Below are 24705 nucleotides of genomic sequence, written 5' to 3'. Positions count from 1 at the left end.
TATACTCACAATAAGCCTGAGTGCCGAACTATTCTGAAAAACAGGGGGCAAGGGATGGTGCTTAATATGCATGGTTTTCGACGGTCAGCGCTGAGTTTGTGCCTGGCTCTCAGTATCGCTCCACTGTTTAACGCGTATGCCGACGAACCGGAACTGATCACAACTGACAGCGTCACGACGCTCAGCGCGCAGCCGTTGGCGCTGTCGCCGGGCATGGTGTTCCTCGCAGCGAATGCGGCGCCCGATGCCGCAAGTCGCCTCGCGAGCGCGCGTACGCAGTTACAGGCGGCGCTGCCGGCGGGCTTTACGCCTGTGTATATGAACGCGCTGGTAGGGCTTTACGCCGCGCGCGATCTTAAACCGATGTGGGAGAACCGCGACGCGGTACAGGCGTTCCAGCAGCAGCTGGCGGAAGTGGCGCTGGCCGGTTTCCAGCCGCAGTTTACCGCCTGGGTGGAACAGCTTACTGATCCTGCCGTCACCGGGCTCGCGCGCGATATCGTGCTGAGCGACGCGATGGTTGGGTATCTGCAGTTTATTTCCGGTATTCCAAGCCAGGGCAACCGCTGGCTCTACAGCGAAAAACCGTACAAACCGGAAATGCCCGCGCTGAACGTGCTTAACCAGTGGCAGGTCGCGCTGGATAATGGCTCGGTACCGGCGTTCGTACGTTCGCTTGCGCCTGTGCATCCGCACTATGCCGCGATGCACGCCTCGCTGTTGCAACTGGTGGCGGATACCCGCCCGTGGCCGCAGATGACCGGCAAAGAAAAATTGCGCCCTGGCCAGTGGAGCAGTGACGTTCCGGCCCTGAAAGAGATTTTACAGCGCACCGGGATGCTGGACGGCGGCCCGGATATTGTGCTGCCGGGCGATAACAACGGCGTCGTCAGCCCGTCTGCGGCCTCGCAACCCGCAAGCCAGACCAGCACGCCGAAACCGGCACGCGCTGTCTATGATAAAGACCTCGTCGCGGCGGTGAAACGTTTTCAGAAATGGCAGGGGCTGGGCGCTGATGGCGTGATTGGTCAGTCGACGCGCGACTGGCTGAATGTGACGCCCGCGCAGCGCGCCGCGCTGCTGGCGCTCAATATCCAGCGTCTGCGCCTGCTGCCTGGCAAACTCAGCACCGGCATTATGGTGAATATTCCCGAGTACTCGCTGGTTTATTACCAGAACGGGAGTCCGGTGCTGGCGTCGCGCGTGATTGTCGGCAGGCCGGATCGTAAAACGCCGCTGATGAGCAGCGCGCTCAATAACGTGGTGGTTAACCCGCCGTGGAATGTTCCGCCGACGCTGGCGCGCAAGGATATTCTGCCGAAAGTCTGGAATGACCCGGGGTATCTGGAAAGCCACGGCTATACGGTCCTGAACGGCTGGGGAAGCAACGCTGACGTGGTGGATCCATGGATGGTGGACTGGGCGACGATCACGCCGTCTAACCTGCCTTTCCGTTTCCAGCAGGCGCCTGGCGCGCATAACTCGCTGGGGCGCTATAAGTTCAATATGCCAAGCTCTGACGCTATCTATCTGCACGATACGCCGAACCACAATCTCTTCCAGCGTGATTCCCGGGCGCTCAGCTCCGGCTGCGTGCGTGTGAATAAGGCCTCTGAACTGGCTAATATGCTGCTGCAGGATGCAGGCTGGAACGATTCGCGTATTTCGCAGACGCTGAAAGAGGGGAATACGCGTTATGTGAATATTCCGCAGACCATTCCGGTGAACCTCTATTATCTGACCGCATTTATCGGTGAAGACGGGCGTCCGCAATATCGTACAGATATTTACAATTACGATCACACCGCGCGATCGGGCGCACAAATCCTCCCAAAAGTGGAACAACTCATCCGCTAACAGGTTTAATTCCGCGGACTTAACCTGCTCTATGTGAAGCGAAAACGGGCCAAACGTGAAAAAAGGCCCGTTATTCGCGGCTTTGACCTGTATTGACTCCCCCCCGGCTGGCGGTTAAGGTGCCACTCGTGCGCCAGAAGTGCATAGTTATTGTTCATTTGATTGTAGACCTGAATATCATGGATAAAATTGACGCTCATCGCCGCAAACTGCTGGCGTTCGGCGGCGCCGCTTTAGGCGCTGCGATACTGCCCACGCCTGCATTTGCAACCCTGTCGACGCCACGACCGCGTATTCTTACGCTGAATAATTTACATACTGGCGAATCCATTAAGGCCGAGTTTTTTGATGGCCGGGGCTATATTCAGGATGAATTAGCAAAGCTAAACCATTTCTTTCGTGATTACCGGGCAAATAAGGTAAAAGCGATTGACCCCCGATTATTCGACCAGCTTTTCCGTTTGCAGGGGCTGCTCGGCACCCGTAAACCGGTACAGTTGATTTCCGGCTATCGCTCCGTTGATACCAATAACGAATTGCGATCCAAAAGCCGCGGCGTGGCGAAGCACAGCTACCACACCAAAGGCCAGGCCATGGATTTTCATATCGAAGGCATTTTGTTAAGCAATATTCGCAAAGCGGCGTTATCTCTGCGCGCCGGTGGTGTAGGATACTACCCCAGCAGTAACTTTGTGCATATTGATACCGGGCCGCTAAGGCACTGGTAATTAACGACCCCGGCAGCGTGCCGGGTAAAAGGAGCGGTATGAACTATCATATTATTCCGGTAACGGCGTTCGCCCAGAACTGCTCGTTAATCTGGTGTGAGGAGACGCGACAGGCGGCGCTGGTAGATCCCGGCGGCGATGCGCAGCGTATCAAGGAAGAAGTCGCCCGGATGGGCGTGACGCTGCAGCAGATCCTGTTGACGCATGGTCATCTCGACCACGTCGGCGCGGCGGCGGAGCTTGCGGCGCACTACGGCATCCCCATTATCGGCCCGGAAAAAGAAGATGAGTTCTGGCTGCAGGGCCTGCCTGCGCAAAGCCGCATGTTTGGCCTCGATGAGTGCCAGCCGCTCACGCCTGATCGCTGGCTTAATGAAGGCGATACGGTGAACGTCGGCAATATTTCGCTGGCCGTGCTGCACTGTCCGGGCCATACGCCGGGCCATATCGTCTTTTTCGACGCGCAGTCTCGTCTGCTGGTCTCCGGCGACGTGATATTTAAAGGCGGGGTGGGGCGCAGCGATTTCCCACGCGGCGATCACAGCCAGCTTATCGATGCCATCAAGCGTAAGCTGCTGCCGCTCGGCGATGACGTTACCTTTATTCCCGGCCACGGCCCGATGTCAACGCTCGGTCACGAGCGCCTGCACAATCCTTTCCTGCAGGATGAAATGCCGGTCTGGTAATGTCTTGCCAATAAAAAAGGGCCGCACTGTGCGGCCCTTTTGTTTTTTACACCGTCATTACAGCACAGCGACGATAGCTTCGCACAGCGGCGCCATGTTATCCGGCGTCATGCCCGCCACGTTCACACGTCCGGACGCCACCGCATACACGCCAAACTCTTCACGCAGACGCAGCACCTGCTCTTTGGTCAGGCCGCTGAACGAGAACATGCCGTTCTGTTTGGTGATAAAGCTGAAATCGCGGTTTGCGCCTTTCTCCGCCAGCGTATTCACAAACAGCTGACGCATACGCTGGATGCGCTGGCGCATGTCGGTCAGCTCCTGCTCCCACATGGTACGCAGGGCCTCGTTGCTGAGAATAGTCGCCACGACCGACGCGCCGTGTGCCGGCGGGTTGGAGTAGTTGGCGCGAATGCAGGATTTCATCTGGCTGAATGCGCGGTCTGCGGCGTCGGCTTCTGCCGCCACCAGCGTACAGGCGCCGACGCGCTCGTTGTACAGACCGAAGTTTTTGGAGTAAGAGCTCGCGACGATAAGTTCTTTATGCAGAGCAGCGAACGCACGCAGGCCTTCAGCATCTTCTTCCAGACCGCGGGCAAAGCCCTGGTAGGCGAAGTCAAACAGCGGCAGCCAGCCTTTTTCGACAGACAGCTTCGCCAGCTGTTCCCACTGATCCAGCGTCGGGTCAATGCCGGTCGGGTTGTGGCAGCAGCCGTGGAACAGCACCACGTCACCCGCCTGCGCTTCCTGCAGGCTGCTTAACAGGCCGTCGAAATCGAGCGTATGGTTCGCGGCGTCATAGTAAGCGTATTCACGCACTTCCAGCCCGGCGGAATTGAACACGCCTTTATGGTTCGGCCAGCTCGGGTTAGAGACCCAGACGCGTTTGACGTCGGTATTTTTGGCGAGGAAATCCGCCGCGACACGCAGCGCGCCGGTGCCGCCTGGGGTCTGCGCCGTGCGGGCGCGTTTATCGCTAATAATATGGCTGCCTTTACCGAACAGCAGTTCCTGCGTGCAGCGGCCGAATTCGGGAATACCGTCAATGCCGAGGTAGTTTTTGGTGGTTTCATTTTCCAGCAGATATTGTTCTGCTTTTTTAACGCTGGTCAGAACCGGGGTCTTACCGGTTTCATCCTTGTAAACACCAATGCCTAAGTTAATTTTGGTTGGGCGATCGTCGGCACGAAACAGATCGGCCAGGCCAAGGATCGGGTCGGCTGGGGCGGCGGTAATGTTCTCAAACATGACGAGGTTCCATTGTGATTTCAGAAGGGAAATTCGCTATCAGGTTAACGGGAGATTTACAAAATGCCAACCGTTTGCCCGGAAAAGTTACGTGGATCGCAAAAGTTGGCAGAATTTTCTTTTACGCATAAAAAAACAGGGCCGAAGCCCTGTTTTTTCGCTATCAGACAACAAGGTTGTGCTGATTAGAACTGGTAGGTCGCAGCCAGTGCAACCTGGTCGTCACGACCGTTAACGATACCCACGTTACGAGCGTAAGCGTCGTTATCGATCAGGTTGATCTGGTAGTCAACGTATACGTTGAAGTTTTTGTTGAAGTAGTAGTAAGCACCAACTTCAACATATTTCTGCAGGTCAGCATCGCCGCCATCGAAGGTGCCACGAGCAGTCAGGTTTTTACCTTTAGACTGTACGTAAGACAGGGACGGACGCAGACCGAAATCGAACTGGTACTGAGCGATCGCTTCAAAGTTCTGAGTTTTGTTCGCAAAGGTGTTATCAGCTTCGCGAGTCATGTTGCGAGTCTCAGCATACACGGTCGCCAGGTACAGGTTGTTAGCATCGTACTTGGCACCAACTGCCCATGCTTCAGCGCGATCGCCTTTATCATCCAGTTTCTGCTGAAGAGTACGGTTAGAGTTGCTGTACGCACCAATCAGGCTGAAGCCTTCGCCAAAATCGTAACCCAGTGAGTAACCAACGCCATCGCCGTTAGAAGTAGCAACGTTATCACGGTCGTTTTTACCCTGATACTGGATACCAAAGTTCAGACCGTCAGCCAGGCCGAAGAAGCCGGTGTTACGGTAAGTCAGAACACCAGTGGTACGGCCGGTCATGAAGTTATCAGAATAGTTAGCCCAGGTCATACCGGAGTAAGACGGTGCCATATCGGTGTAGGATTCAACATCGTATACGATACCGTAATTACGGCCGTAATCGATGGAGCCCGCGTCCGCAATTTTCAGACCAGCAAAGGCCAGACGGGTACGGTTAGAGTTGTTAGCGCCCTGCTCAGATTCAGCGCTGGTCGCATACGCACGGTATTCCCACTGACCATAACCGGTCAGCTGATCGTTAATCTGAGTTTCGCCTTTGAAGCCCAGCTGAGCGTAAGTCGCATCACCATTGCTGGTGTTGTCGCCTGATGTCACGAAATCGTGTTCAGCAGTAACTTTGCCGTAAAGATCCAGTTTGTTGCCGTTTTTGTTATAGATTTCTGCAGCGTTTGCTGCACCGGCTACCAGCAGGGCAGGGATAACCACTGCCAGGATATTGCGCTTCATCATTATTTATTACCCTCATTGGTTTTTTTGAACACCTGCCACTGCCGTCAATAATTCATTACGGAACTATTGATGAGAGTTTGGTGTCTTTCTGTGTCTGTCTGGCATCTTTCCATTCATATAATCGTTTCGCTACCCGGAAAGTGCTACAAATGTCTAAATCGAGTAACAAAAAGAAATATTGTGTAAGAATTTATTAATGAAAGGGAACTTTGTGAGAGACCTCAAATTTATTACTTAGGTGAATGAATTTTGCTCATTCCTTTCTTATATATATGAAAAACTTATCATTAATTTAGATAAGGTGCATTTTTATACAATTGTAAGCAGCAGATGTTTTTTTCAGGATGGGATGGATGGAAGTCCAGAAGTCTGTGGAAGTTGTGTACAAATATGCTATAGCGAAGCGGCGTCAAAAAAAGCCATTAGATAATTGATGAATTTTTATACACGGCAAAAGTCATCGAAACCGTAATAAAAAATGAACAATAAGAGGCTGGCAGAAAAAAGGGCCAGCAAGCTGGCCCCTCTGAGGATTAGAAGTTCGCGTTGCGCGGGGTACGCGGGAAGGGGATAACGTCGCGCACGTTCTGAACGCCGGTTACGTAGGCGATCAGACGTTCAAAGCCGAGACCAAAACCGGCGTGCGGCACGGTGCCGTAACGGCGCAGGTCGCGATACCACCAGTAGTCTTCTTTATTAAGGCCCATTTCTTCCATGCGCGCATCCAGCACGTCGAGACGCTCTTCACGCTGGGAGCCGCCGATGATTTCACCGATGCCCGGCGCGAGGACGTCCATCGCCGCCACGGTTTTGCCATCTTCGTTAAGGCGCATATAGAACGCCTTGATGTCTTTCGGGTAGTTTTTCACTACCACCGGCGCTTTGAAGTGTTTCTCGGCGAGATAGCGTTCATGCTCGGATGCCAGATCTACGCCCCAGTAAACCGGGTTCTCGAATTTCTCGCCGCTTTTCTCCAGAATGGCGACCGCGTCGGTGTAGTCCACCTGCGCGAAGTCTGCGGAGATGAAACGCTCCAGACGGTCGATGGCTTCTTTATCCACGCGCTCGGCGAAGAACTTCATGTCGTCCATGCGTTCATCCAGCACCGCTTTGAAGACATATTTCAGCATCGCTTCCGCGAGGCCCGCCACGTCGTTCAGGTTAGCGAACGCCACTTCCGGCTCCAGCATCCAGAACTCCGCGAGGTGGCGGCTGGTGTTGGAGTTTTCAGCGCGGAAGGTCGGGCCGAAGGTATAGACTTTCGACAGCGCGCAGGCGTAGGTTTCGCCGTTCAACTGACCGGAAACGGTCAGGAACGCTTCTTTGCCGAAAAAGTCTTTGTCGAAATCGATTTTACCCTGATCGTCGCGCGGCAGGTTTTCCAGATCCAGCGTCGACACGCGGAACATTTCACCCGCGCCTTCGGTATCAGACGCGGTGATAAGCGGCGTGGAGACCCAGAAGAAGCCCTGCTCGTGGAAGAAACGGTGCAGCGCCTGCGCCAGCGTGTGGCGTACGCGTGCCACGGCGCCAATCAGGTTGGTGCGCGGACGCAGATGCGCCACTTCACGCAGATACTCGATGCTGTGGCGCTTGGCCGCCATCGGGTAGGTATCCGGATCGTCCACCCAGCCGGTCACTTCAACCTGCGTGGCCTGCAGTTCGAAGCTCTGGCCTTCGCCCGGGGATTCAACCACTTTGCCGGTGACGATAACTGAGCAGCCCGTCGTGAGGTGCAAAACCTCTTCATTATAATTGGGCAGAGAATTATTAATGACAGCCTGTATCGGATCAAAGCAGGAACCGTCATAAACGGCGAGGAAGGAGATGCCAGCTTTTGAATCTCTTCGGGTACGCACCCACCCGCGCACGGTGACTTCACTGTCAACGGCAACGCGGCCCTGGAGTACGTCGGCTACAGGCACAACGCTCATAATTTTCTCTCTGGTTAATGGTCAAAAATAACATTTTCCACCCCGACGGGGGATATCTATGTTACCTGGCATACGCCATCAGACAAGCAGAATTCGCGGTGCGGGAAAAAGAAATCGGAAAGGGCAGGAAAAAGCAGGGAGCGCGCGGCTCCCTCTGGGAAAACATCAGCTTGCTTTACGCACCAGCGGAAGGTCGAACGCTTTACGCAGCGCGCGCACAAACGCCTTATCGTGACAAATCGTTTTGCCGGGGCTGTCGGAGAGCTTCGCCACCGGGCGGCCATTACATTCAACGAGCTTAATCACGATATTGAGCGGCTTCACGTGCGGGATATCGCAGGTCAGACGGGTGCCGATGCCAAAGCCCAGCTTCACGCGGTCGGCGAAGTGGCGATAAAGCTCAATCGCTTTCGCGAAATCGAGGTTATCGGAAAAAATCAGCGTCTTACTGAGCGGATCGATGCCGAGCTGCTGATAGTGCGCGATGGCTTTCTCGCCCCACTGCACCGGGTCGCCGGAGTCGTGGCGCAGGCCCTGATAACGGCCCGCGAATTCCGGGCCGAAATCGCGCAGGAAGGCGTCCATCGTAATGCAGTCGGTCAGCGCAATGCCGAGCATATCCGGATATTCGTCAAGCCATGCCTGCAATGCCGCAATCTGGCTGTTCGCGAGATCGGGGCTGATTTGCTGATGCGCCTGGAACCATTCATGCGCCTGCGTGCCCATCGGCGTCAGGGAGAGACGGCGGGCGAGATCGTAGTTGCTGGTGCCAATAAACCACGGTTCCAGCTTAAGGCGTTCAACAATCGCCTGCTGGACATCGCGCGAGAAGCGACGGCGGGTGCCGAAATCCATCAGACGGAAAGCGCTTAAATCCAGCCCGTCGGTCATGGCGTGGAAATCATCGAGTTTAACTTCAAGATGCGCCAGCGCCTGATCGACGCTCGCCTCCGGGGTGCGGTAGCGGTGCACCAGCTCGCTGATCACGGCCAGCAGCGGCACTTCCCACATGATCACTTCGCGCCACGGACCGCTTAAGCGGATGTCCAGTTTGCCGCCGTCGTTGCGGATCTGCACCTGCGTCGGATCATAACGGAACGTTTTCAGCCACTGCAGATAGTCGGCCCGGAAAAACGGCAGGCCGGAGAGCCACTGATACTCCGCGTCAGAGAGCGCCAGATGCTGCATGGCATCGACCTGTTCGCGAATCGCGTCAGCATAGATGCCCAGCAGATCGTCACCCCGGCAGCGAAATTCCGCTGCGACATGCACGTCATAATAGTGATGAAAAACCGCCTGCTGCATATGCAGCTTATAGGCGTCCGTATCCAGCAGCGTTTGCAATAGGGGGGAAGCGTATTGTGTCATGGTGCGAACTGGCATCCTCTCACAGGCGCGTATCTATCAGTGGCATAAGCAGATAAAGACGCAGGAGTATACCCTGATTATCGGTTTATTGAAGCAGGATCACAACACAACCGACGAGGCGGGTCGAGGGCAATTTGTGCCGCATGTTACTTAAATGTAGCAAACGGCATGCTGACCCCTTCAGGGAACGGCTTGTTTCAGGCCGGGTCGCCAGTGCCAGCAAAGACGCTAACTCAGTTTCGGAGAGAGCGCTTTGCGCACATTGCCCGCTTCAGGCGGATTAAGCGGTGTGACCATGGCATAGTTATAGTGTTCATCGCTCCAGTACTGCGCCATCACATCGTCGGCTTTACGTTCCCCCTGCGATATTTTCACCGGGCTAAGCGGTCGGATATACCAGGCGACACGGATACCGCGAGGATCCTGGTACATCACCACGGCGGCAGGCCCTTGAGCCGTCGCCATGAGTCGGGCGCCGAGCGGCTTAAAGCCATAGCGTTCAAGATTGGGCGGCAGCGCGCCGTGAATAAAGTTACGCGTCACCCAGCCTGCCAGCTCTGCATGTTGACTGGCGTTCATGTCGAGCGGGAGGGTTGCCTCATCGCCAAATAGCTTATAGGCCTGTACGGCGTCTTCCATGGGCAATGGCGCTGACAGTTGCGCCTCCTTCAGTTGCCATCCGGTAATGCCGCCGACGCTAAGCGACAGCACCAACAGACAGACCCGCGCCAGCTTTCTTTGCCGCTGCTCGCGCACGCGGCGATGAAAAGAGTGCGGTTCGATGCTGGTCATATGCAGCGGCTGCCGGTTCATGGCATGGCGTAAATGCTGCGTTTCATCACGGAACGCGGCCATTTTCCCGGCGACCTGCGGGTTTTCCGCCAGATAGCGTTCAACCTGCTGCGCCGTCGCCTCATCAAGCTCGCCATCCATCCAGGCGTGCAACTGCGCTTCATCGGGGGTCATTTCAGCCTCCTGAGTGACATCTGACTCACTTTACCTTCCGATTTCTCATGTAACATTTTACGCGCCCGGGAAAGACGGGACATAACGGTGCCGGGCGGAATATTCAGTGCCACAGCAGCCTCTTTATAGGTAAGGGCTTCCACACTCACCAGTAACAATACCGCGCGGTACTCCGTCGGCAGCGTGGCAAACAACGCCAGCGTATCGTCGGCGATGGCCATCGCTTCGACAGAAGGCCCCGGTAGCTCCTCGCCCGTGAAAAACGCCAGAATCGCGTGGTAGCGTTTGCGGCGGCGCTCCCCGTCAATAAACTGTCGATACAGCACAGAAAACAACCAGGCGCGCAAACTCTGCTCACGGTCACGCGGCGCCCGGTGGGTCAGGGCTTTCATCAGACAGCTCTGCACCAGGTCGTCGGCACTGTGCGGGTTGCGGGTCAGCCACAGTGCGAATCGCTGCAAATGCGGCATCATCTCCCGGATTTCATCATCAGTCAGATTTGACACGGCCGCCTCTCAGGGTTTGCGCTGTCCGCTCATACTCTCAAACACACCGTCACGCAGTATCAGCGCATGCAGTAACGCTGCCGCCAGATGGCCCATGATAGTCACCAACAGCAGCAGGGCGACGAGGGAATGCAGCGGGCGTAACAATGCATAGAGATCATTATTCACCGATACCAGTGGCGGTAAAACGATGCCGGCGCCCAGGGTAACCGGGTAGCCTGCCGCCGACAGCATTGCCCAGCCAATCAGCGGTTGAGCCAGCATCAGCGCATATAACACCCCGTGCGAGAGATGCGCGAGCGCGCGCTGCCAGCCGGGAATCGATCGCGGCAACCGGGGTGTGGCGGTAAAGAAGCGTAACCATAAACGCACCAGTACCAGCAGCAGAATCATCAGCCCCAGCGGTTTATGCAAAGCGACCAGCAGCGCATGCAGTGACGATACCGTGGACACCATCGCCACGCCAGTAAACAGCATAGCCAGTATGGCGACAGCCATCAGCCAGTGCAGCGCCCGCAGCGCGGGATGAAAATGCCTAACCTGTTTCATAATGAGTGCCCTGACGGTTCAGACTGCTCGCGGGTGCGCAGATTGTAAGATTTGGCATAGGCCGCGGAACGCGCATTGAGGAGCGGATCGTCGGATGCGGCTATGCCATCCGGCAGGATCAAGGGATCGTAATTAATGTCATTACAGGCTCCCGGCAGTTGCGGTACGGCGCGATCGACCGTCAGCGTTCCGGCATTTATCGTCTTCCGGTCCACGGGCCAGGCGCGGGAGGCGTCGTCCTGCGGATCGCCCGCACTGGCTACTGTGATAATCAAATCCCACTTTAGCGGCGCGCGGGCAAGACGTTGCTGTAAATCTTCCTGCAGAAACTGTTTATCCGTTTTCTGCGCCCCGGTTATCGGTTGGCGCGGCATCTGCGGCACCATACTCCAGCGAACCAGATGTCGGGTATCCGCTTTATCGACAAAGAAAAAGGCGTTAAGGCTATTAAACCGGTCGCTGCCCCAGCTGGAAGAGGGAACATAGTGCTTCGCCCAGCTCATGAAGGGCGCAATTTCAGGATGGTGCTGAATCAGCGCTTTGATCCTGGCCGGATCGGGTTTTCCGGTCGACGGGTCGGGGCGCGATGCGACCTGCTGGTCATAAAAGCCCTGCGCCGTCGCGACCGGGAAAAACGGAATCGCATTCATCCCTGTGCGCCACTGTTCCCCATCGGCGAGCTGGAACTGTAGCGCCATACTGCGCACAGGCACGGCATAGTCGGGCGCCTGCGGGTTACCGCCGGCAATCGCGAATCGTCCCGTCACCGGCGTCGTCACTCCCGGCGCAAAAAGCGCGGCGCGGGAAATCACGCTGGCGTCGCCGCTGGAAGTAAACGTGCCCACCACACAGACCCCTTTGGCATGGTTGCGGCGAAAGCCAGGATGTTTTCCGCCGGATTGCTCCAGCGCGCCAATAAGCTTATCGGCGGAGAGACGCTGCGGCGACAGCCAGCCTCCTGCCCATAAAAACAGTAGTATTAGCGCCAGCGGAACGGCGCCAATCAGGGCGAGGCGCGCCAGCATTTGCCGGCGTGAAAGCGTGGAGTGCGACATGTTACAGGCTCATGTGTGTGTTAAGAGCCCATAAGACGAACACGTCGACGGTTTATTCCCGTCGCCGGAAAATTTTTATGCGTGGTGCGCGCAACCTGACTGATAGCACTATTCCACCCGGCATTCTCCCTGTTCGAAAAAGGTAACAATCTGCGCGGTAGCCGCTGAAAAGTGAAAGATTCTGCGTGGCAACATTAACGCAACAGGAATAGACTGGAGTCGTAACCATACGGACCCTGGATAAGGTTTTTTATGACTCAACAGCCACAAGCAAAATACCGCCACGATTACCGTGCGCCGGATTACCTGATTACCGACATTGATCTGACCTTCGACCTCGACGCCGCCAGAACGCGGGTCACCGCTGTCAGTCAGATCAACCGCCGCGTGGCGGAAAACGCGCCGCTGCGTCTGGATGGCGAAGACCTTACCCTGATTTCGGTCGAGGTGGATGGACAACCCTGGACGCATCACCGCCTGGAAGAGGGCGCGCTGGTGCTGGAAAACCTGCCGGAGCGCTTCACGCTTAAAATCGTCAACGACATCAACCCGGCGGCGAACACCGCGCTGGAAGGCCTGTATCAGTCAGGCGAGGCGCTCTGCACCCAGTGCGAAGCCGAAGGGTTCCGCCATATCACCTGGTATCTGGACCGTCCGGACGTGCTGGCGCGCTTCACCACCAAAATCGTCGCCGATAAAGCGAAATACCCCTATTTGCTCTCCAATGGCAACCGCATGGCGCAGGGCGAGCTGGACGATGGCCGCCACTGGATGCAGTGGGAAGATCCGTTCCCGAAACCGTGCTACCTGTTTGCGCTGGTGGCGGGCGATTTCGACGTGCTGCGCGATACTTTCACCACCCGTTCCGGCCGCGATGTGGCGCTGGAGCTCTATGTGGACCGCGGCAATCTGGACCGCGCCGGCTGGGCGATGACCTCGCTGAAAAATTCCATGAAGTGGGACGAAGAGCGCTTCGGTCTGGAGTACGATCTCGACATCTATATGATTGTCGCGGTGGATTTCTTCAACATGGGCGCGATGGAGAACAAAGGGCTTAACGTCTTTAACTCCAAATTCGTGCTGGCGCGCGCTGAAACCGCGACGGATAAAGACTATCTCAACATTGAGCGCGTTATCGGCCACGAATATTTCCACAACTGGACCGGCAACCGCGTCACCTGCCGCGACTGGTTCCAGTTGAGCCTGAAAGAAGGGCTGACGGTCTTTCGCGATCAGGAGTTCAGCTCCGATCTCGGCTCCCGCGCGGTCAACCGCATCAGCAACGTGCGTACCATGCGCGCGATGCAGTTCGCCGAAGACGCAAGCCCGATGGCGCACCCGATTCGCCCGGACATGGTCATCGAGATGAACAACTTCTACACCCTGACCGTGTATGAGAAGGGCTCCGAAGTGATCCGCATGCTGCATACGCTGCTAGGCGAAGCGAATTTCCAGAAAGGGATGCAGCTCTATTTCGAGCGTCACGACGGTAGCGCCGCGACCTGCGACGATTTCGTACAGGCGATGGAAGACGCGTCGAATGTCGACCTCTCGCATTTCCGCCGCTGGTACAGCCAGTCCGGCACGCCGATTGTCACCGTGCAGGATGATTACAACCCGCAGACCGAGCAGTACACGCTGACATTAAGCCAGCGCACGCCGCCGACGGCGGACCAGCCGGAAAAACTGCCGTTGCATATTCCGTTCGATATCGAGCTGTATGACAACGAAGGCAAGGTGATTCCGCTGCAAAAAGACGGTCATCCGGTGCACCATGTGCTGAATCTGACGCAGGCGGAGCAGACGTTCGTCTTTGATAATGTTTACTTCCAGCCGGTGCCGTCGCTGCTGCGCGAATTCTCCGCGCCGGTGAAGCTGGAATATAAATGGAGCGACCAGCAGTTAACGTTCCTGATGCGCCATGCGCGTAACGATTTCTCGCGCTGGGATGCGGCGCAGAGCCTGCTGGCCACGCATATCAAGCTCAACGTCGCGCGCTATCAGCAGCAACAGCCGCTGTCGCTGCCGCTGCACGTGGCGGACGCCTTCCGCGCGATCCTGCTTGACGAGACCATCGATCCGGCGCTGGCGGCGGAGATCCTGACGCTGCCGTCGCAAAACGAAATCGCCGAGCTGTTCCAGACCATCGATCCGCAGGCCATCGCGGCGGTGCACGACGCGTTGACCCGCACGCTGGCGACCGAGCTTGCCGATGAACTGCTGGCGGTCTACAACGCGCATAAACTCACGGGCTACCGTATCGATCACGCCGATATCGGCAAGCGCGCGCTGCGTAACACCTGCCTGCATTATCTGGCGTTTGGCGATACGCAGCTGGCGGACAAGCTGGTCTCAAACCAGTATCACGACGCGGACAACATGACCGACGCGCTGGCCGCGCTGGCGGCCGCCGTGGCGGCGCAACTGCCGTGCCGCGATACGTTGCTTACCGAGTATGACGACAAGTGGCACCACGACGGTCTGGTAATGGATAAGTGGTTTATGTTGCAGGCGATGAGTCCGGCGAAAGCGGTGGTCAGCAAGGTCCGCGCGCTGCTGGAGCACCGTGCTTTCACGCTGGGCAACCCGAACCGCGTGCGTGCGCTGGTGGGGGCGTTCGCCACCAACAACCCGGCGGCGTTCCATGCCGAAGATGGCAGCGGCTACCGTTTCCTGGTGGATATGCTTATTGAGCTCAACACCCGCAACCCGCAGGTGGCGTCGCGCTTGATTGAGCCGCTGATCCGCCTGAAGCGTTATGACGAAAAACGTCAGGCGCTGATGCGCGCGGCGCTGGAGGAGTTGAAAGCGCTGCCGAAGCTGTCCGGCGATCTGTACGAGAAAGTGAGCAAGGCGCTGGCGTGATGTGCTGATGTGGGGTGGTGGGTGCGCTGCGCTTACCCACCCTACATAACACCCTGTCAGCGTTTGTAGGGCGGGTAAGCGCAGCGCGCCCGCCTTTCTTTTATTGATAACGAATCACCCCACCTTTACCGCCCGCACCGGCGCTGGCGCTTTACGCATCACCCGGTTCAACACTCGCGCTTCCAGCTCCGCCAGCCGCGGCGTGCCGTGATGACGCGGATGCGGCAACTCCACGGCCATATCGAGCCCGATCTTCCCGTCTTCGATTAACAACACCCGTTCCGCCATCGCCACCGACTCACTCACGTCATGCGTCACCAGCAACACCGTAAACCCGTGCTCGCGCCACAGCGACACAATCATTTCCTGCATCTCAAGACGCGTGAGGGCATCCAGCGCGCCCAGCGGCTCATCAAGCAGCAGCAGGCCGGGACGGTGAATCAACGCCCGCGCCAGCGCCACGCGCTGCTTCTGCCCGCCGGAAAGCGCGGCGGGCCAGTCGTTCGCGCGGTCGGCCAGGCCCACTTCTTCCAGCGCCCGGCGCGCCGCAGGCTGCCAGTCGCCTGTAAGCCCCAGCGCGACATTATCCAGCACCTTTTTCCACGGCAGCAGTCGCGCATCCTGAAACATCATCCGGGTATCTTCGCGCGCGTCGGCAAGCGGCGCGTTTCCGGCGCGCAGTTCGCCGCCGTCTGGCGTTTCCAGCCCGGCGAGCAGGCGCAGCAACGTGCTCTTGCCGCCGCCGCTGCGCCCGACCACCGCTACAAACTGCCCGGCGGGAACATGCAGATCCAGCGCGTTAAGAATAGTCTTTTCGCCGTAGCGCTTGGTCACGCCTTCCAGCAGCAGCGGCGTTCCCTGGTTGAGTCGTGATGTCGTCATGCGTTCGCCTCTTTAGTCTGGTAAGCGGGGTGCCAGCGCAGCCAGACGCGCTCAAGCAGGCGGGCGCTGAGATCCGCGAGTTTGCCGAGCAGGGCGTAGAGAATAATCGCCACCACCACCACGTCGGTTTGCAAAAATTCGCGCGCGTTCATCGCGAGATAGCCAATGCCGGAGTTCGCCGAAATCGTCTCCGCCACGATAAGCGTCAGCCACATCAGCCCGAGCGCGAAGCGCACGCCGACCATAATCGAGGGCAGGGCGCCTGGTAAAATCACCTGCCGGAACAGACTGAAGCCCGAAAGCCCGTAGCTGCGCGCCATCTCCAGCAGACCGCTGTCGATATTGCGGATGCCGTGCCAGGTGTTGATATAAATCGGGAACAGCGTGCCGAGCGCTACCAGAAAAATTTTGGCGCTCTCGTCGATGCCGAACCACAAAATCACCAGCGGGATCAGCGCCAGATGCGGCACGTTGCGCAGCATCTGAATGGAGCTGTCGAGCAGACGCTCGCCCCAGCGCGACAGCCCGCTGATAAGCCCGAGCGCCAGCCCAATCAAACCGCCGATGGAAAAGCCCACCATCGCGCGCCAGCTACTGATCGCCAGATGCTGCCAGAGCTCGCCGCTCGCCGTCAGCCGCCAGAACGTTTCCACCACGCTTTCCGGCGACGGCAGAATGCGCGTCGACAGCCAGCCTGCCTGGGAGGCGAGCTGCCAGACGGCGATAATTCCCACCGGCACCACCCACGGGGCGGCGCGCTGCAGCCATTTTTGCGAAGCGCTTGTCATGCGGCCTCCTTAACTCTGCGCCACCCGGCGCGGTATAAATTCATTGGCCACCGCTTCACCCTGCGCCGTGAGCGGGCGAGGCTGCGGCACATCGGGAATGGCGACATCGAGATGCGGGAACAAAAGCTCGCCTACGCGGTACGCCTCTTCCAGATGCGGATAACCGGAGAGAATAAAGCTGTCGATGCCAAGCGACGCGTACTCATTAATGCGCGCCGCCACCGTCGGGCCATCGCCCACCAGGGCCGTGCCCGCGCCGCCGCGCACCAGGCCCACGCCCGCCCAGAGATTAGGGCTTATCTCAAGCTGGTCGCGGCGCCCGCCGTGCAGCGCCGCCATGCGCTGCTGGCCGACCGAATCCTGACGCGCGAACGCCGCCTGCGCTTTGGCGATCGTGTCATCGTCGAGATGAGCGATCAGTCGGTCGGCGGCCTGCCAGGCTTCTTCGCTGGTTTCACGAACAATCACATGCAGGCGAATGCCGAAGCGTACCGTGCGCCCGTGGGCAGCCGCTTTGGCGCGCACCTGGGTTATTTTCTCTTTCACCTGCTCCGGCGGCTCGCCCCAGGTCAGATAGAGATCGACCTGCTCGGCGGCCAGATCCTGCGCCACATCGGACGAGCCGCCGAAGTAGAGCGGCGGACGCGGCTGTTGAACCGGGGGGAACAAGAGTTGCGCGCCGCGCACCTTAATATGCTTCCCTTCAAAATCGACCTTTTCGCCTTCAAGCAGACGGCGCCAGACGCGGGTGAACTCCGCCGACGCCTCATAACGCGCGGTGTGATCGAGGAACACGCCATCACCAGCGAGCTCCTGCGGATCGCTGCCGGTCACCAGGTTAAAGAGCGCGCGGCCGTTGGAAAGCCTGTCCAGCGTCGCCGCCTGACGCGCCGCCACGGTTGGCGACACCACTGACGGGCGCAACGCGACCAGGAACTTCAGCCGCTGGGTTACCGGGATCATTGAGGCTGCCACCAGCCACGCGTCCTCGCAGGAGCGACCGGTCGGGATCAGCACGCCCGTAAATCCAAGACGGTCGGCGGCCTGCGCGATTTGCTGCAGGTAACCGTGATCTACCGGGCGGGCGCCCGCGTCGCTACCGAGATAGTGGCCATCGCCGTGGGTCGGTAAAAACCAGAACAGATTCAGACTCATGATTTCGCTCCTTCAGTAGCGCCGGACCAGATGCGGCTGCGGATATCAACTTTCTCTGGAACCAGATGGTTGTCATAAAACAGATCGGCGGTGTGCTGCTGGCGCACGGCCGTCTCTTCATTTACGGGCGTGATGCGCGTCGGCGGACGGTGATCGAAATAGAGCTCGATCACCGGCTCCGGCAGCCCGATGCTCTGCGCGAACAGCGCCACGCTCGCTTTGCGCTGGCTGCGGGTCAGGGCGTCCGCTTCGCTGAAGCTCTCCAGCACGCCGGTCAGGAATTCGCCATATTTCTGCGCGTAGGGGCGAGAGGCGAGATAGAACGATCCGGTGAGATCGAGATCGGTGCCGTCGGTCAGCACCCGCACGCCACCCTGAATGAGCGCGGCGGAGTAGTAAGGATCCCAGATAGCCCAGGCGTCGACATTACCCTGCGTAAACGCGGCGCGCGCATCGGCGGGCGTCAGGTACACCGGCTGAATATCGGTAAATTTCAGCCCGGCTTTTTGCAGCGCGCGCAGCAGCAGGTTGTGCGAGCTGGAGCCTTTCTGGAACGCAACTTTATGGCCTTTCAGTTCGGCGACGCTTTTAATCGGGCTGTTTTCAGCAACCAGCAGCACCTCGGCTTTCGGCTTCGGCGGCTCGCTGCCGATATAGACCAGGTCTGCGCCCGCCGCCTGGGCGAAGATCGGCGGAATGTCGCCGGTACTGCCGAGATCGATACTGCCGACATTCAACGCCTCAAGCAGCTGCGGGCCCGCCGGGAATTCCACCCAGGTGATTGTGGTATGCGGATAACGTTGCTCAAGCAGATGATGGCTTTTCGCCAGCACCATGCTCACGGACCCTTTCTGATAACCGATGCGCAGCGCTTCCGGCTGCGGCGCAGCGGCGTTGACGCCTGCGGCGAAAAGCGTGAGGCTGGCTGCCAGCAGCGGCGCGGCGCGGCGGCGCAAAAGATTAAGCATGTAACGTTCTCCTTGTGGATTGCGGCGCAGGGGTCGCGAGATGGCGGCGTGTCAGCGCTTGCCAGAAAGTCTCCAGCGCGTCGTCAAGACGCGTTTGTAACAGGGGTGAAAAGCGCGGCTGATGGTGATAATCCAGCACCTGGCTGTCGTCGGCGAAGACGCCATGCAGGATCTCCTGCGCCTTCAGCGCGTTGAGCACGGGTTTGAGCGCGTAATCCAGCGCCAGCAGATGGCCCACCGAGCCGCCGGTGGCGATGGGCAGTACGACTTTTTTCTCCAGCGCCCGCTCGGGCAGCAGATCGAGCAGCGTTTTCAGCGCGCCGGAAAACGAAGCCTTATAGATGGGGGTGGCGATGATGACGCCGTCGGCCTGCTGAAGCTGTTCAATAAGCGTCAGCAGTGCCGGGCTGTCGAAGCGCGCGTAGAGCAGATCCTCTGCCGCGAAATTCTGGATATGCCAGTGACAGACGTCGACACCCAGCCGGGTGAGTTCACCCGCCAGCCAGGAGAGCAGGGCGCTGGAGCGCGAAGGAAAGCGTGGGCTTCCCGCCAGAGAAATAACCCGCATACCACCTCCTTATAACCAAAATACGGTTTTTAATTAACATTAATAACAATATGAGAGGATAGTGGCAGAGGGGCTGGTCGTGAGAAACTAAAAATATCGGCGATGCTTTGCCGAAAAACGCATATTCGGGCAGAAAAAGGAAAACGTTTGCTTTCTCAGGGGCTTTTTTGCCGCAGGTCAATTCCCTTTGTGAAGCGGATCGCAGATAATAGCGCCCCGGTTTGCATACCGGGAATCCAGGAGAGTTCATGTACTACCCCTTCGTTCGAAAAGCCCTGTTTCAGCTCGACCCCGAGCGCGCTCACGAATTTACCTTCCAGCAGATGCGCCGAATCATCGGCACGCCACTTGAAGCGCTGCTGCGCCAGAAAGTGCCGTCAAAACCGGTTACCTGCATGGGACTGACGTTTAAGAACCCGCTGGGGCTCGCCGCTGGCCTTGATAAAAACGGCGAGTGCATCGACGCGCTTGGCGCGATGGGGTTTGGCGCCGTTGAAGTCGGCACCGTGACGCCGCGTCCGCAGCCGGGCAACGACAAGCCGCGGCTGTTCCGTCTGGTCGAGGCGGAGGGGCTGATTAACCGCATGGGCTTTAATAATCTCGGCGTGGACAACCTGGTGGAGAACGTTAAAAAAGCGCATTTTGACGGCGTGCTCGGCATTAATATCGGGAAAAATAAAGATACGCCCGTAGAGCAGGGAAAAGATGACTACCTGATCTGTATGGAAAAGGTGTTTCCCTATGCCGGGTATATCGCAATCAATATCTCGTCACCGAATACTCCCGGTCTGCGTTCTCTGCAATATGGCGATGCGCTGGACGATCTTCTCGCCGCCATTAAAAATCAGCAGCAAGTGCTTTCGCAAAAGCACCATAAATATGTGCCGGTAGCTGTGAAGATCGCGCCGGATCTTTCTGTTGAAGAATTGATCCAAGTGGCTGACAGCCTGGTGCGCCATAATATTGATGGGGTTATTGCGACCAATACCACGCTGGATCGCAGTCTGGTGCAGGGCATGAAATATTGCGATGAAACGGGCGGATTAAGCGGTCGTCCTCTGCAATTAAAAAGTACGGAAATCATTCGCCTGTTAAATCAGGAGCTGCAAGGGCGTCTGCCGATTATCGGCGTCGGCGGTATTGATTCCGTCATCGCCGCGCGCGAAAAAATGGCGGCTGGCGCTTCGCTTATTCAGATCTATTCCGGCTTTATTTTCAAAGGCCCGCCGCTCGTTAAAGACATTGTGACCCACCTTTAAGCATTTCCCTATATGAGACCGCCAGGGCTTTATTTTCAGCCCTGGTTGTTTTATATTCCGCGGTTGTTGCTAATTTAAACGTCATTGTCTTAGCGTAATGAGGGAATAAACGAAGCGGCAAAATAAGGGAAATAATTTTGAGTTTCATCGCACCAGGGGGTAATGATGCGCATAAAGCCGGACGATAACTGGCGATGGTATTACGATGATGAGCACGACCGGATGATGCTGGATTTGGCCAACGGCATGCTGTTTCGCTCGCGTTTTGCCCGCAAAATGTTGACCCCCGACGCGTTCGATCCTGCTGGATTCTGCGTGGATGACGCCGCGCTCTGGTTCTCCTTCGATGAAAAATGCCGTGACCTTCCTCTTGCTGCTGAACAGCGCGCCGAACTGGTACTGAACGCCCTCGTCGCTATCCGTTTTCTTAAACCCCAGATGCCGAAAAGCTGGCACTTCTTAGCCCATGACGACGCTGAATGGTCGCCTGGCTGCGGCGATGCCGCGTGCGTGTGGCTGAGCGACAGCGGAGAAGCCGTGAATCTGCTGGTGGTTGAACCTGGCGATAACGCCACGCTCTGCCTTCTGGCGCAGCCTGTGTTGACGCTCGCGGGCCGCGCAATGCAGTTAGGGGACGCGATTAAAGTGATGAACGACAGGCTCAAACCGCTGGCGAGCGCGCCATCGTTGAGCCTCGATCAGGCCGTTTAACGCGCGAGCCGTACCGGGCCTGCCGGCACGCAGCTACAGCTTAAGAAAGTGCCGTCGTCACTCAGCGCGCTTTTCTTAAGCGGCGTCACTTCCCCTTCCAGCAGCGTCACGCGGCAGCTGCCGCAAATCCCGGCGCGGCAGGAGTAGGGCACCCGAATGCCTTGCTGTTCAAGCTGCTCCAGCACCACCTGCTGATTATTCCCATTAAAGCGCTTGCCTTCCCATTCGACAGACACCTGCGCCGCCGCGCTTGTTGCCGGCATGACGTTCTCTTCCACGTCGCCTGCGCCATAAAGCCGTGCCGGGCCGGTCAAAAGGACTTCAACGCGATCGCCTGCGCGGATCACGCCGCTGTTACGGGCAATCAGATTCTGGCCGAAGTCGACATCGCCGTTATCCAGCGCCGTGCGGAATTTTTGCAGCGTCGCCAGCGGTTCGCCGCTCGGGTGTTTGCGCCCGCGCTCGGGGCTGACGGTGGTAAAGACGCAGCGGCTGCACGGTTTGGCGACGTCAAACACGACTTCGCCGATGCGGATCACTTTCCAGGTATCCTCCGCCCATGCCTCAACGCCAGAAACGACCAGATTCGGGCGAAACTGATTCATCGCCACGCCCGCCGGGCAGCGCTTTTGCAGATCGCGCAGCGAGGCCTCGCTAGCGAGCAGATACGGGAAGCCATCGGCGAAACCGAGTGGAACGCCGGGATGGAGTTTCACGCGGCGCGTGAGCGACGGGCCGACCCAGCGCAACTGCACGTCGCGGCCGAAAAAGCCGCTCAGCCACTGGTTGATGCTCGCAGGCGCGATAAGCGCGGTGAAATGGTTGCCCCAGACTTCCGTCGGCGCGGGGGCGGCTTCAAAATCATTGAAGCGAACCGCGGCGCTGCTGCCATCCGGTGCCGTGAGGTGCAGCCCGTCCGGCAGCAGTGCGGGCGTGAAGAGCACCATTTGCGGATACTGGCGCGCGGTAATAAAGGTGCCATCGGTTTCCGTCACCATAAACGCGCGGTCAAATGCCAGGCCGCTCACGTCCGCCAGCGCGTGGGAGACCTGCAACCCACGCATCGATTTCACCGGATGAATAAAAAGCTGCGATAAAACCATGGCGTATGCCCTCCCGGCATAAGAAATAGAAGGGCAACTTTATGACATGCGTGCGGGATTGGCTATAATGCGCCACTATTTTCTTTTTACTGAAGTGACGATATGAATGCTTTGTTTGCCAGTACGGCGCGTGGGCTCGAAGAGCTGTTAAAAACTGAACTGGAAAACCTGGGCGCGCAAGAGTGCCAGGTGGTTCAGGGAGGCGTGCATTTTCAGGGCGATGCGGCTCTGGTTTATCAAAGCCTGATGTGGAGTCGCCTGGCGTCGCGTATCCTGCTGCCGCTTGGCGAATGCGCGGTGTACAGCGATCTGGATCTTTATCTGGGCGTTCAGGCTATCGACTGGACGAGCATTTTCGCGCCCGACGCCACGTTTGCCGTTCATTTCAGCGGTCTTAACGACACCATTCGCAACAGCCAGTATGGCGCCATGAAGGTCAAAGACGCGATTGTCGACGCCTTTACCCGTAAAAATCTGCCGCGCCCGAGCGTGGATCGCGAGCTGCCGGATCTGCGTATTAATGTCTGGCTGAATAAAGACACCGCCAGCATTGCTATCGATCTTAGCGGCGAAGGCCTGCACCAGCGCGGCTATCGCGATCGCACCGGCCAGGCGCCCATCAAAGAGAACCTGGCGGCGGCGATTGTGATGCGCTCCGGCTGGGAGCCTGGCACCCCGCTGCTCGACCCGATGTGCGGCTCCGGCACGCTGCTGATTGAAGCGGCGATGATAGCCACCGATCGCGCGCCAGGACTGCACCGTACCCACTGGGGTTTTAACGGTTGGGCGCAGCATGACGAGAGCGTATGGAAAGAAGTGAAAACCGAGGCGCAGGTGCGCGCGCGTCGCGGCCTCAGCGAGTACGCTTCGCGATTCTATGGCTCCGATAACGATCCGCGCGTGATTGAGCGCGCCCGCACCAACGCCCGTCGCGCCGGGCTTGCCGACATCATTGCGTTCTCAGCCCAGGATGTGGCGAATCTGACCAATCCGCTGCCGGAAGGGCCGACCGGCACCGTTATCAGCAACCCGCCTTACGGCGAGCGTCTGGAGAGCGAACCGGCGCTGATTGCGCTGCACAGCCTGCTGGGTCGCATTATGAAAAACCAGTTCGGCGGCTGGAACCTGTCGCTGTTTAGCGCCTCGCCGGAGCTATTGAGCTGCCTGCAACTGCGCGCTGACCGCCAGTTCAAAGCGAAAAACGGCCCGCTTGATTGCGTACAGAAAAACTATCGTCTGGCGCCGACGCAGCCGGGCGCAATGCCAGCCCAGGTGGCTGAGGATTACGCCAATCGCCTGCGTAAAAATCTGAAGAAGCTGGATAAGTGGGCGAAACAGGAAGGCATCGAATGTTATCGCCTGTATGATGCCGACCTGCCGGACTACAACGTGGCGGTAGACCGCTACGCGGACTGGGTGGTGATTCAGGAATATGCGCCCCCTAAAACCATTGAGCCCGAAAAAGCGCGTCAGCGTCTGTTCGACGTGATTGCCGCCACGCTTTCGGTGCTTGGCCTGGCGCCGAATAAGCTAGTGCTGAAAACCCGCGAACGCCAGAAAGGCAAAAATCAGTATGAGAAACTGGCCCAGAAGGGCGAGTTTATGGAAGTGCATGAGTTTAACGCGCGCCTGCTGGTCAACCTGACCGACTATCTTGATACCGGCTTGTTCCTCGATCACCGCATCGCGCGCCGGATGCTCGGCCAGATGAGCAAAGGCAAAGATTTCCTGAATCTCTTCTCCTACACCGGCAGCGCCAGCGTCCATGCGGGTCTCGGCGGCGCGCGCTCCACCACCACGGTGGATATGTCGCGCACTTATCTGGAGTGGGCGGAGCGCAACTTACGCCTTAACGGGCTGAGCGGCCGCGCGCATCGCCTGATTCAGGCCGACTGCCTGAGCTGGCTTGCCGAGAGCGATGAGCAGTTCGATCTGATCTTTATCGATCCGCCGACGTTCTCTAACTCCAAACGTATGGAAGAGACGTTCGACGTGCAGCGCGATCATCTGCGTCTGATGAAAGATCTCAAGCGTCTGCTGCGTCGCGACGGGACGATTATGTTTTCCAATAACAAGCGTGGGTTCAAGATGGATCACGAAGGGCTTGCGGCCCTGGGCCTGAAAGCGCAAGACATCACACAAAAAACGCTCTCTCAGGACTTCGCGCGCAACCGCCAGATCCACAACTGCTGGCTTGTCACTCACCAGACCAAGGACTAAGAA

The 24705-nt window shown here is 57.9% G+C and carries 21 protein-coding genes; 7 read left to right on the top strand and 14 right to left on the bottom strand.

From position 1 onward, the window contains the following. The first annotated feature begins 54 nt into the window (after window positions 1-54). From ldtD to AB8W27_RS13120, 3 genes are all read left to right on the top strand, one after another. Window positions 55-1857 (top strand): L,D-transpeptidase, encoded by a 1803-nt coding sequence (gene ldtD, locus AB8W27_RS13130; RefSeq protein ID WP_041923394.1) that lies wholly within the window; start codon window positions 55-57, stop codon window positions 1855-1857. A 179-nt stretch (window positions 1858-2036) separates the two neighbouring features. Next, window positions 2037-2585 carry a YcbK family protein gene (locus tag AB8W27_RS13125; protein WP_041923395.1) on the top strand — a complete coding sequence of 183 codons (549 nt, stop codon included), beginning with the start codon at window positions 2037-2039 and terminating at the stop codon, window positions 2583-2585. A gap of 38 nt (window positions 2586-2623) precedes the next feature. After that, window positions 2624-3271 (top strand): MBL fold metallo-hydrolase, encoded by a 648-nt coding sequence (locus AB8W27_RS13120; RefSeq protein ID WP_041923396.1) that lies wholly within the window; start codon window positions 2624-2626, stop codon window positions 3269-3271. A gap of 57 nt (window positions 3272-3328) precedes the next feature. On the opposite strand, the gene AB8W27_RS13115 is transcribed toward AB8W27_RS13120, so the two are convergent. The 8 genes from AB8W27_RS13115 to AB8W27_RS13080 all read right to left on the bottom strand — a co-directional run bounded on the left by AB8W27_RS13115 (window position 3329) and on the right by AB8W27_RS13080 (window position 12183). Beyond that, on the bottom strand, window positions 3329-4519 hold the full coding sequence (locus AB8W27_RS13115) for an amino acid aminotransferase (protein ID WP_041923397.1): 1191 nt from the start codon (window positions 4517-4519) through the stop codon (window positions 3329-3331). A gap of 185 nt (window positions 4520-4704) precedes the next feature. Continuing rightward, window positions 4705-5805: a porin gene (locus AB8W27_RS13110; RefSeq protein ID WP_041923398.1), complete on the bottom strand. Its 1101-nt coding sequence runs from the start codon at window positions 5803-5805 to the stop codon at window positions 4705-4707. A 533-nt stretch (window positions 5806-6338) separates the two neighbouring features. After that, a complete protein-coding gene (asnS, locus tag AB8W27_RS13105) occupies window positions 6339-7739 on the bottom strand; it encodes an asparagine--tRNA ligase (RefSeq protein WP_041923399.1) in 1401 nt (466 codons plus the stop codon). Window positions 7740-7904: 165 nt separating this feature from the next. Further along, window positions 7905-9107 carry a nicotinate phosphoribosyltransferase gene (gene pncB / locus AB8W27_RS13100; RefSeq protein ID WP_015740736.1) on the bottom strand — a complete coding sequence of 401 codons (1203 nt, stop codon included), beginning with the start codon at window positions 9105-9107 and terminating at the stop codon, window positions 7905-7907. A 228-nt stretch (window positions 9108-9335) separates the two neighbouring features. Beyond that, window positions 9336-10073 carry an anti-sigma factor gene (locus AB8W27_RS13095; RefSeq protein WP_015740738.1) on the bottom strand — a complete coding sequence of 246 codons (738 nt, stop codon included), beginning with the start codon at window positions 10071-10073 and terminating at the stop codon, window positions 9336-9338. Further along, window positions 10070-10579 carry a sigma-70 family RNA polymerase sigma factor gene (locus AB8W27_RS13090; RefSeq protein ID WP_015740739.1) on the bottom strand — a complete coding sequence of 170 codons (510 nt, stop codon included), beginning with the start codon at window positions 10577-10579 and terminating at the stop codon, window positions 10070-10072. The genes AB8W27_RS13095 and AB8W27_RS13090 overlap by 4 nt, the downstream gene beginning before the upstream one ends. Window positions 10580-10588: 9 nt before the next feature. Further along, entirely contained in the window at window positions 10589-11128 is a 540-nt protein-coding gene (locus AB8W27_RS13085; RefSeq protein ID WP_015740740.1) for a cytochrome b, read from the bottom strand. Continuing rightward, the gene (locus AB8W27_RS13080) at window positions 11125-12183 is read right to left on the bottom strand and encodes a catalase family peroxidase (RefSeq protein ID WP_015740741.1); all 1059 of its coding nucleotides are present in this window, start codon (window positions 12181-12183) and stop codon (window positions 11125-11127) included. Before AB8W27_RS13080 ends, AB8W27_RS13085 begins: the two co-directional genes overlap by 4 nt. 252 nt (window positions 12184-12435) lie before the next feature. Here AB8W27_RS13080 and pepN point away from each other — a divergent pair, with 252 nt between their 5' ends. Further along, the gene (pepN, locus tag AB8W27_RS13075) at window positions 12436-15048 is read left to right on the top strand and encodes an aminopeptidase N (protein WP_041923401.1); all 2613 of its coding nucleotides are present in this window, start codon (window positions 12436-12438) and stop codon (window positions 15046-15048) included. A gap of 114 nt (window positions 15049-15162) precedes the next feature. Here the strand turns inward: pepN and ssuB are convergent, their stop codons facing one another. The 5 genes from ssuB to ssuE are packed head-to-tail and all read right to left on the bottom strand — an operon-like array spanning window position 15163 to window position 19409. Continuing rightward, window positions 15163-15930: an aliphatic sulfonates ABC transporter ATP-binding protein gene (ssuB, locus tag AB8W27_RS13070; protein ID WP_015740743.1), complete on the bottom strand. Its 768-nt coding sequence runs from the start codon at window positions 15928-15930 to the stop codon at window positions 15163-15165. Then, window positions 15927-16718 (bottom strand): aliphatic sulfonate ABC transporter permease SsuC, encoded by a 792-nt coding sequence (gene ssuC / locus AB8W27_RS13065; protein ID WP_015740744.1) that lies wholly within the window; start codon window positions 16716-16718, stop codon window positions 15927-15929. Before ssuC ends, ssuB begins: the two co-directional genes overlap by 4 nt. 9 nt (window positions 16719-16727) lie before the next feature. Continuing rightward, on the bottom strand, window positions 16728-17873 hold the full coding sequence (gene ssuD, locus AB8W27_RS13060; protein WP_015740745.1) for an FMNH2-dependent alkanesulfonate monooxygenase: 1146 nt from the start codon (window positions 17871-17873) through the stop codon (window positions 16728-16730). Beyond that, window positions 17870-18841: a sulfonate ABC transporter substrate-binding protein gene (locus tag AB8W27_RS13055; protein WP_041923402.1), complete on the bottom strand. Its 972-nt coding sequence runs from the start codon at window positions 18839-18841 to the stop codon at window positions 17870-17872. Before AB8W27_RS13055 ends, ssuD begins: the two co-directional genes overlap by 4 nt. Then, window positions 18834-19409 carry an NADPH-dependent FMN reductase gene (gene ssuE, locus AB8W27_RS13050; RefSeq protein ID WP_015740747.1) on the bottom strand — a complete coding sequence of 192 codons (576 nt, stop codon included), beginning with the start codon at window positions 19407-19409 and terminating at the stop codon, window positions 18834-18836. The genes AB8W27_RS13055 and ssuE overlap by 8 nt, the downstream gene beginning before the upstream one ends. Window positions 19410-19657: 248 nt before the next feature. Between ssuE and pyrD the strand changes: the two genes are divergently transcribed. Continuing rightward, window positions 19658-20668 carry a quinone-dependent dihydroorotate dehydrogenase gene (gene pyrD / locus AB8W27_RS13045; RefSeq protein ID WP_015740748.1) on the top strand — a complete coding sequence of 337 codons (1011 nt, stop codon included), beginning with the start codon at window positions 19658-19660 and terminating at the stop codon, window positions 20666-20668. A 165-nt stretch (window positions 20669-20833) separates the two neighbouring features. Beyond that, complete coding sequence (locus tag AB8W27_RS13040; RefSeq protein WP_015740749.1) at window positions 20834-21379, top strand: cell division protein ZapC; 546 nt, start codon at window positions 20834-20836, stop codon at window positions 21377-21379. On the opposite strand, the gene AB8W27_RS13035 is transcribed toward AB8W27_RS13040, so the two are convergent. Then, on the bottom strand, window positions 21376-22482 hold the full coding sequence (locus AB8W27_RS13035) for a YcbX family protein (RefSeq protein ID WP_015740750.1): 1107 nt from the start codon (window positions 22480-22482) through the stop codon (window positions 21376-21378). The genes AB8W27_RS13040 and AB8W27_RS13035 overlap by 4 nt on opposite strands. Before the next feature lie 102 nt (window positions 22483-22584). Here AB8W27_RS13035 and rlmKL point away from each other — a divergent pair, with 102 nt between their 5' ends. Continuing rightward, a complete protein-coding gene (rlmKL, locus tag AB8W27_RS13030) occupies window positions 22585-24702 on the top strand; it encodes a bifunctional 23S rRNA (guanine(2069)-N(7))-methyltransferase RlmK/23S rRNA (guanine(2445)-N(2))-methyltransferase RlmL (RefSeq protein WP_015740751.1) in 2118 nt (705 codons plus the stop codon). Window positions 24703-24705 lie beyond the last annotated feature (3 nt).

Source organism: Cronobacter turicensis, assembly GCF_041222865.1.
Lineage (GTDB): Bacteria > Pseudomonadota > Gammaproteobacteria > Enterobacterales > Enterobacteriaceae > Cronobacter > Cronobacter turicensis.
The sequence above is the reverse complement of the archived record's forward strand: the minus strand, read 5'-3'. Positions and strand labels throughout refer to the sequence as shown.

What these genes read in the sequence shown, in the direction of transcription:
- AB8W27_RS13080 (WP_015740741.1), bottom strand. Translation starts at nt 12,183, where the DNA reads ATGTCGCACTCCACGCTTTCACGCCGGCAAATGCTGGCGCGCCTCGCC.
- AB8W27_RS13085 (WP_015740740.1), bottom strand. Translation starts at nt 11,128, where the DNA reads ATGAAACAGGTTAGGCATTTTCATCCCGCGCTGCGGGCGCTGCACTGG.
- pyrD (WP_015740748.1), top strand. Translation starts at nt 19,658, where the DNA reads ATGTACTACCCCTTCGTTCGAAAAGCCCTGTTTCAGCTCGACCCCGAG.
- asnS (WP_041923399.1), bottom strand. Translation starts at nt 7,739, where the DNA reads ATGAGCGTTGTGCCTGTAGCCGACGTACTCCAGGGCCGCGTTGCCGTT.
- AB8W27_RS13040 (WP_015740749.1), top strand. Translation starts at nt 20,834, where the DNA reads ATGCGCATAAAGCCGGACGATAACTGGCGATGGTATTACGATGATGAG.
- AB8W27_RS13125 (WP_041923395.1), top strand. Translation starts at nt 2,037, where the DNA reads ATGGATAAAATTGACGCTCATCGCCGCAAACTGCTGGCGTTCGGCGGC.
- AB8W27_RS13120 (WP_041923396.1), top strand. Translation starts at nt 2,624, where the DNA reads ATGAACTATCATATTATTCCGGTAACGGCGTTCGCCCAGAACTGCTCG.
- pepN (WP_041923401.1), top strand. Translation starts at nt 12,436, where the DNA reads ATGACTCAACAGCCACAAGCAAAATACCGCCACGATTACCGTGCGCCG.
- rlmKL (WP_015740751.1), top strand. Translation starts at nt 22,585, where the DNA reads ATGAATGCTTTGTTTGCCAGTACGGCGCGTGGGCTCGAAGAGCTGTTA.
- pncB (WP_015740736.1), bottom strand. Translation starts at nt 9,107, where the DNA reads ATGACACAATACGCTTCCCCCCTATTGCAAACGCTGCTGGATACGGAC.
- AB8W27_RS13110 (WP_041923398.1), bottom strand. Translation starts at nt 5,805, where the DNA reads ATGATGAAGCGCAATATCCTGGCAGTGGTTATCCCTGCCCTGCTGGTA.
- AB8W27_RS13115 (WP_041923397.1), bottom strand. Translation starts at nt 4,519, where the DNA reads ATGTTTGAGAACATTACCGCCGCCCCAGCCGACCCGATCCTTGGCCTG.
- AB8W27_RS13055 (WP_041923402.1), bottom strand. Translation starts at nt 18,841, where the DNA reads ATGCTTAATCTTTTGCGCCGCCGCGCCGCGCCGCTGCTGGCAGCCAGC.
- ssuB (WP_015740743.1), bottom strand. Translation starts at nt 15,930, where the DNA reads ATGACGACATCACGACTCAACCAGGGAACGCCGCTGCTGCTGGAAGGC.
- AB8W27_RS13035 (WP_015740750.1), bottom strand. Translation starts at nt 22,482, where the DNA reads ATGGTTTTATCGCAGCTTTTTATTCATCCGGTGAAATCGATGCGTGGG.
- ssuE (WP_015740747.1), bottom strand. Translation starts at nt 19,409, where the DNA reads ATGCGGGTTATTTCTCTGGCGGGAAGCCCACGCTTTCCTTCGCGCTCC.
- ldtD (WP_041923394.1), top strand. Translation starts at nt 55, where the DNA reads ATGGTGCTTAATATGCATGGTTTTCGACGGTCAGCGCTGAGTTTGTGC.
- ssuC (WP_015740744.1), bottom strand. Translation starts at nt 16,718, where the DNA reads ATGACAAGCGCTTCGCAAAAATGGCTGCAGCGCGCCGCCCCGTGGGTG.
- AB8W27_RS13095 (WP_015740738.1), bottom strand. Translation starts at nt 10,073, where the DNA reads ATGACCCCCGATGAAGCGCAGTTGCACGCCTGGATGGATGGCGAGCTT.
- ssuD (WP_015740745.1), bottom strand. Translation starts at nt 17,873, where the DNA reads ATGAGTCTGAATCTGTTCTGGTTTTTACCGACCCACGGCGATGGCCAC.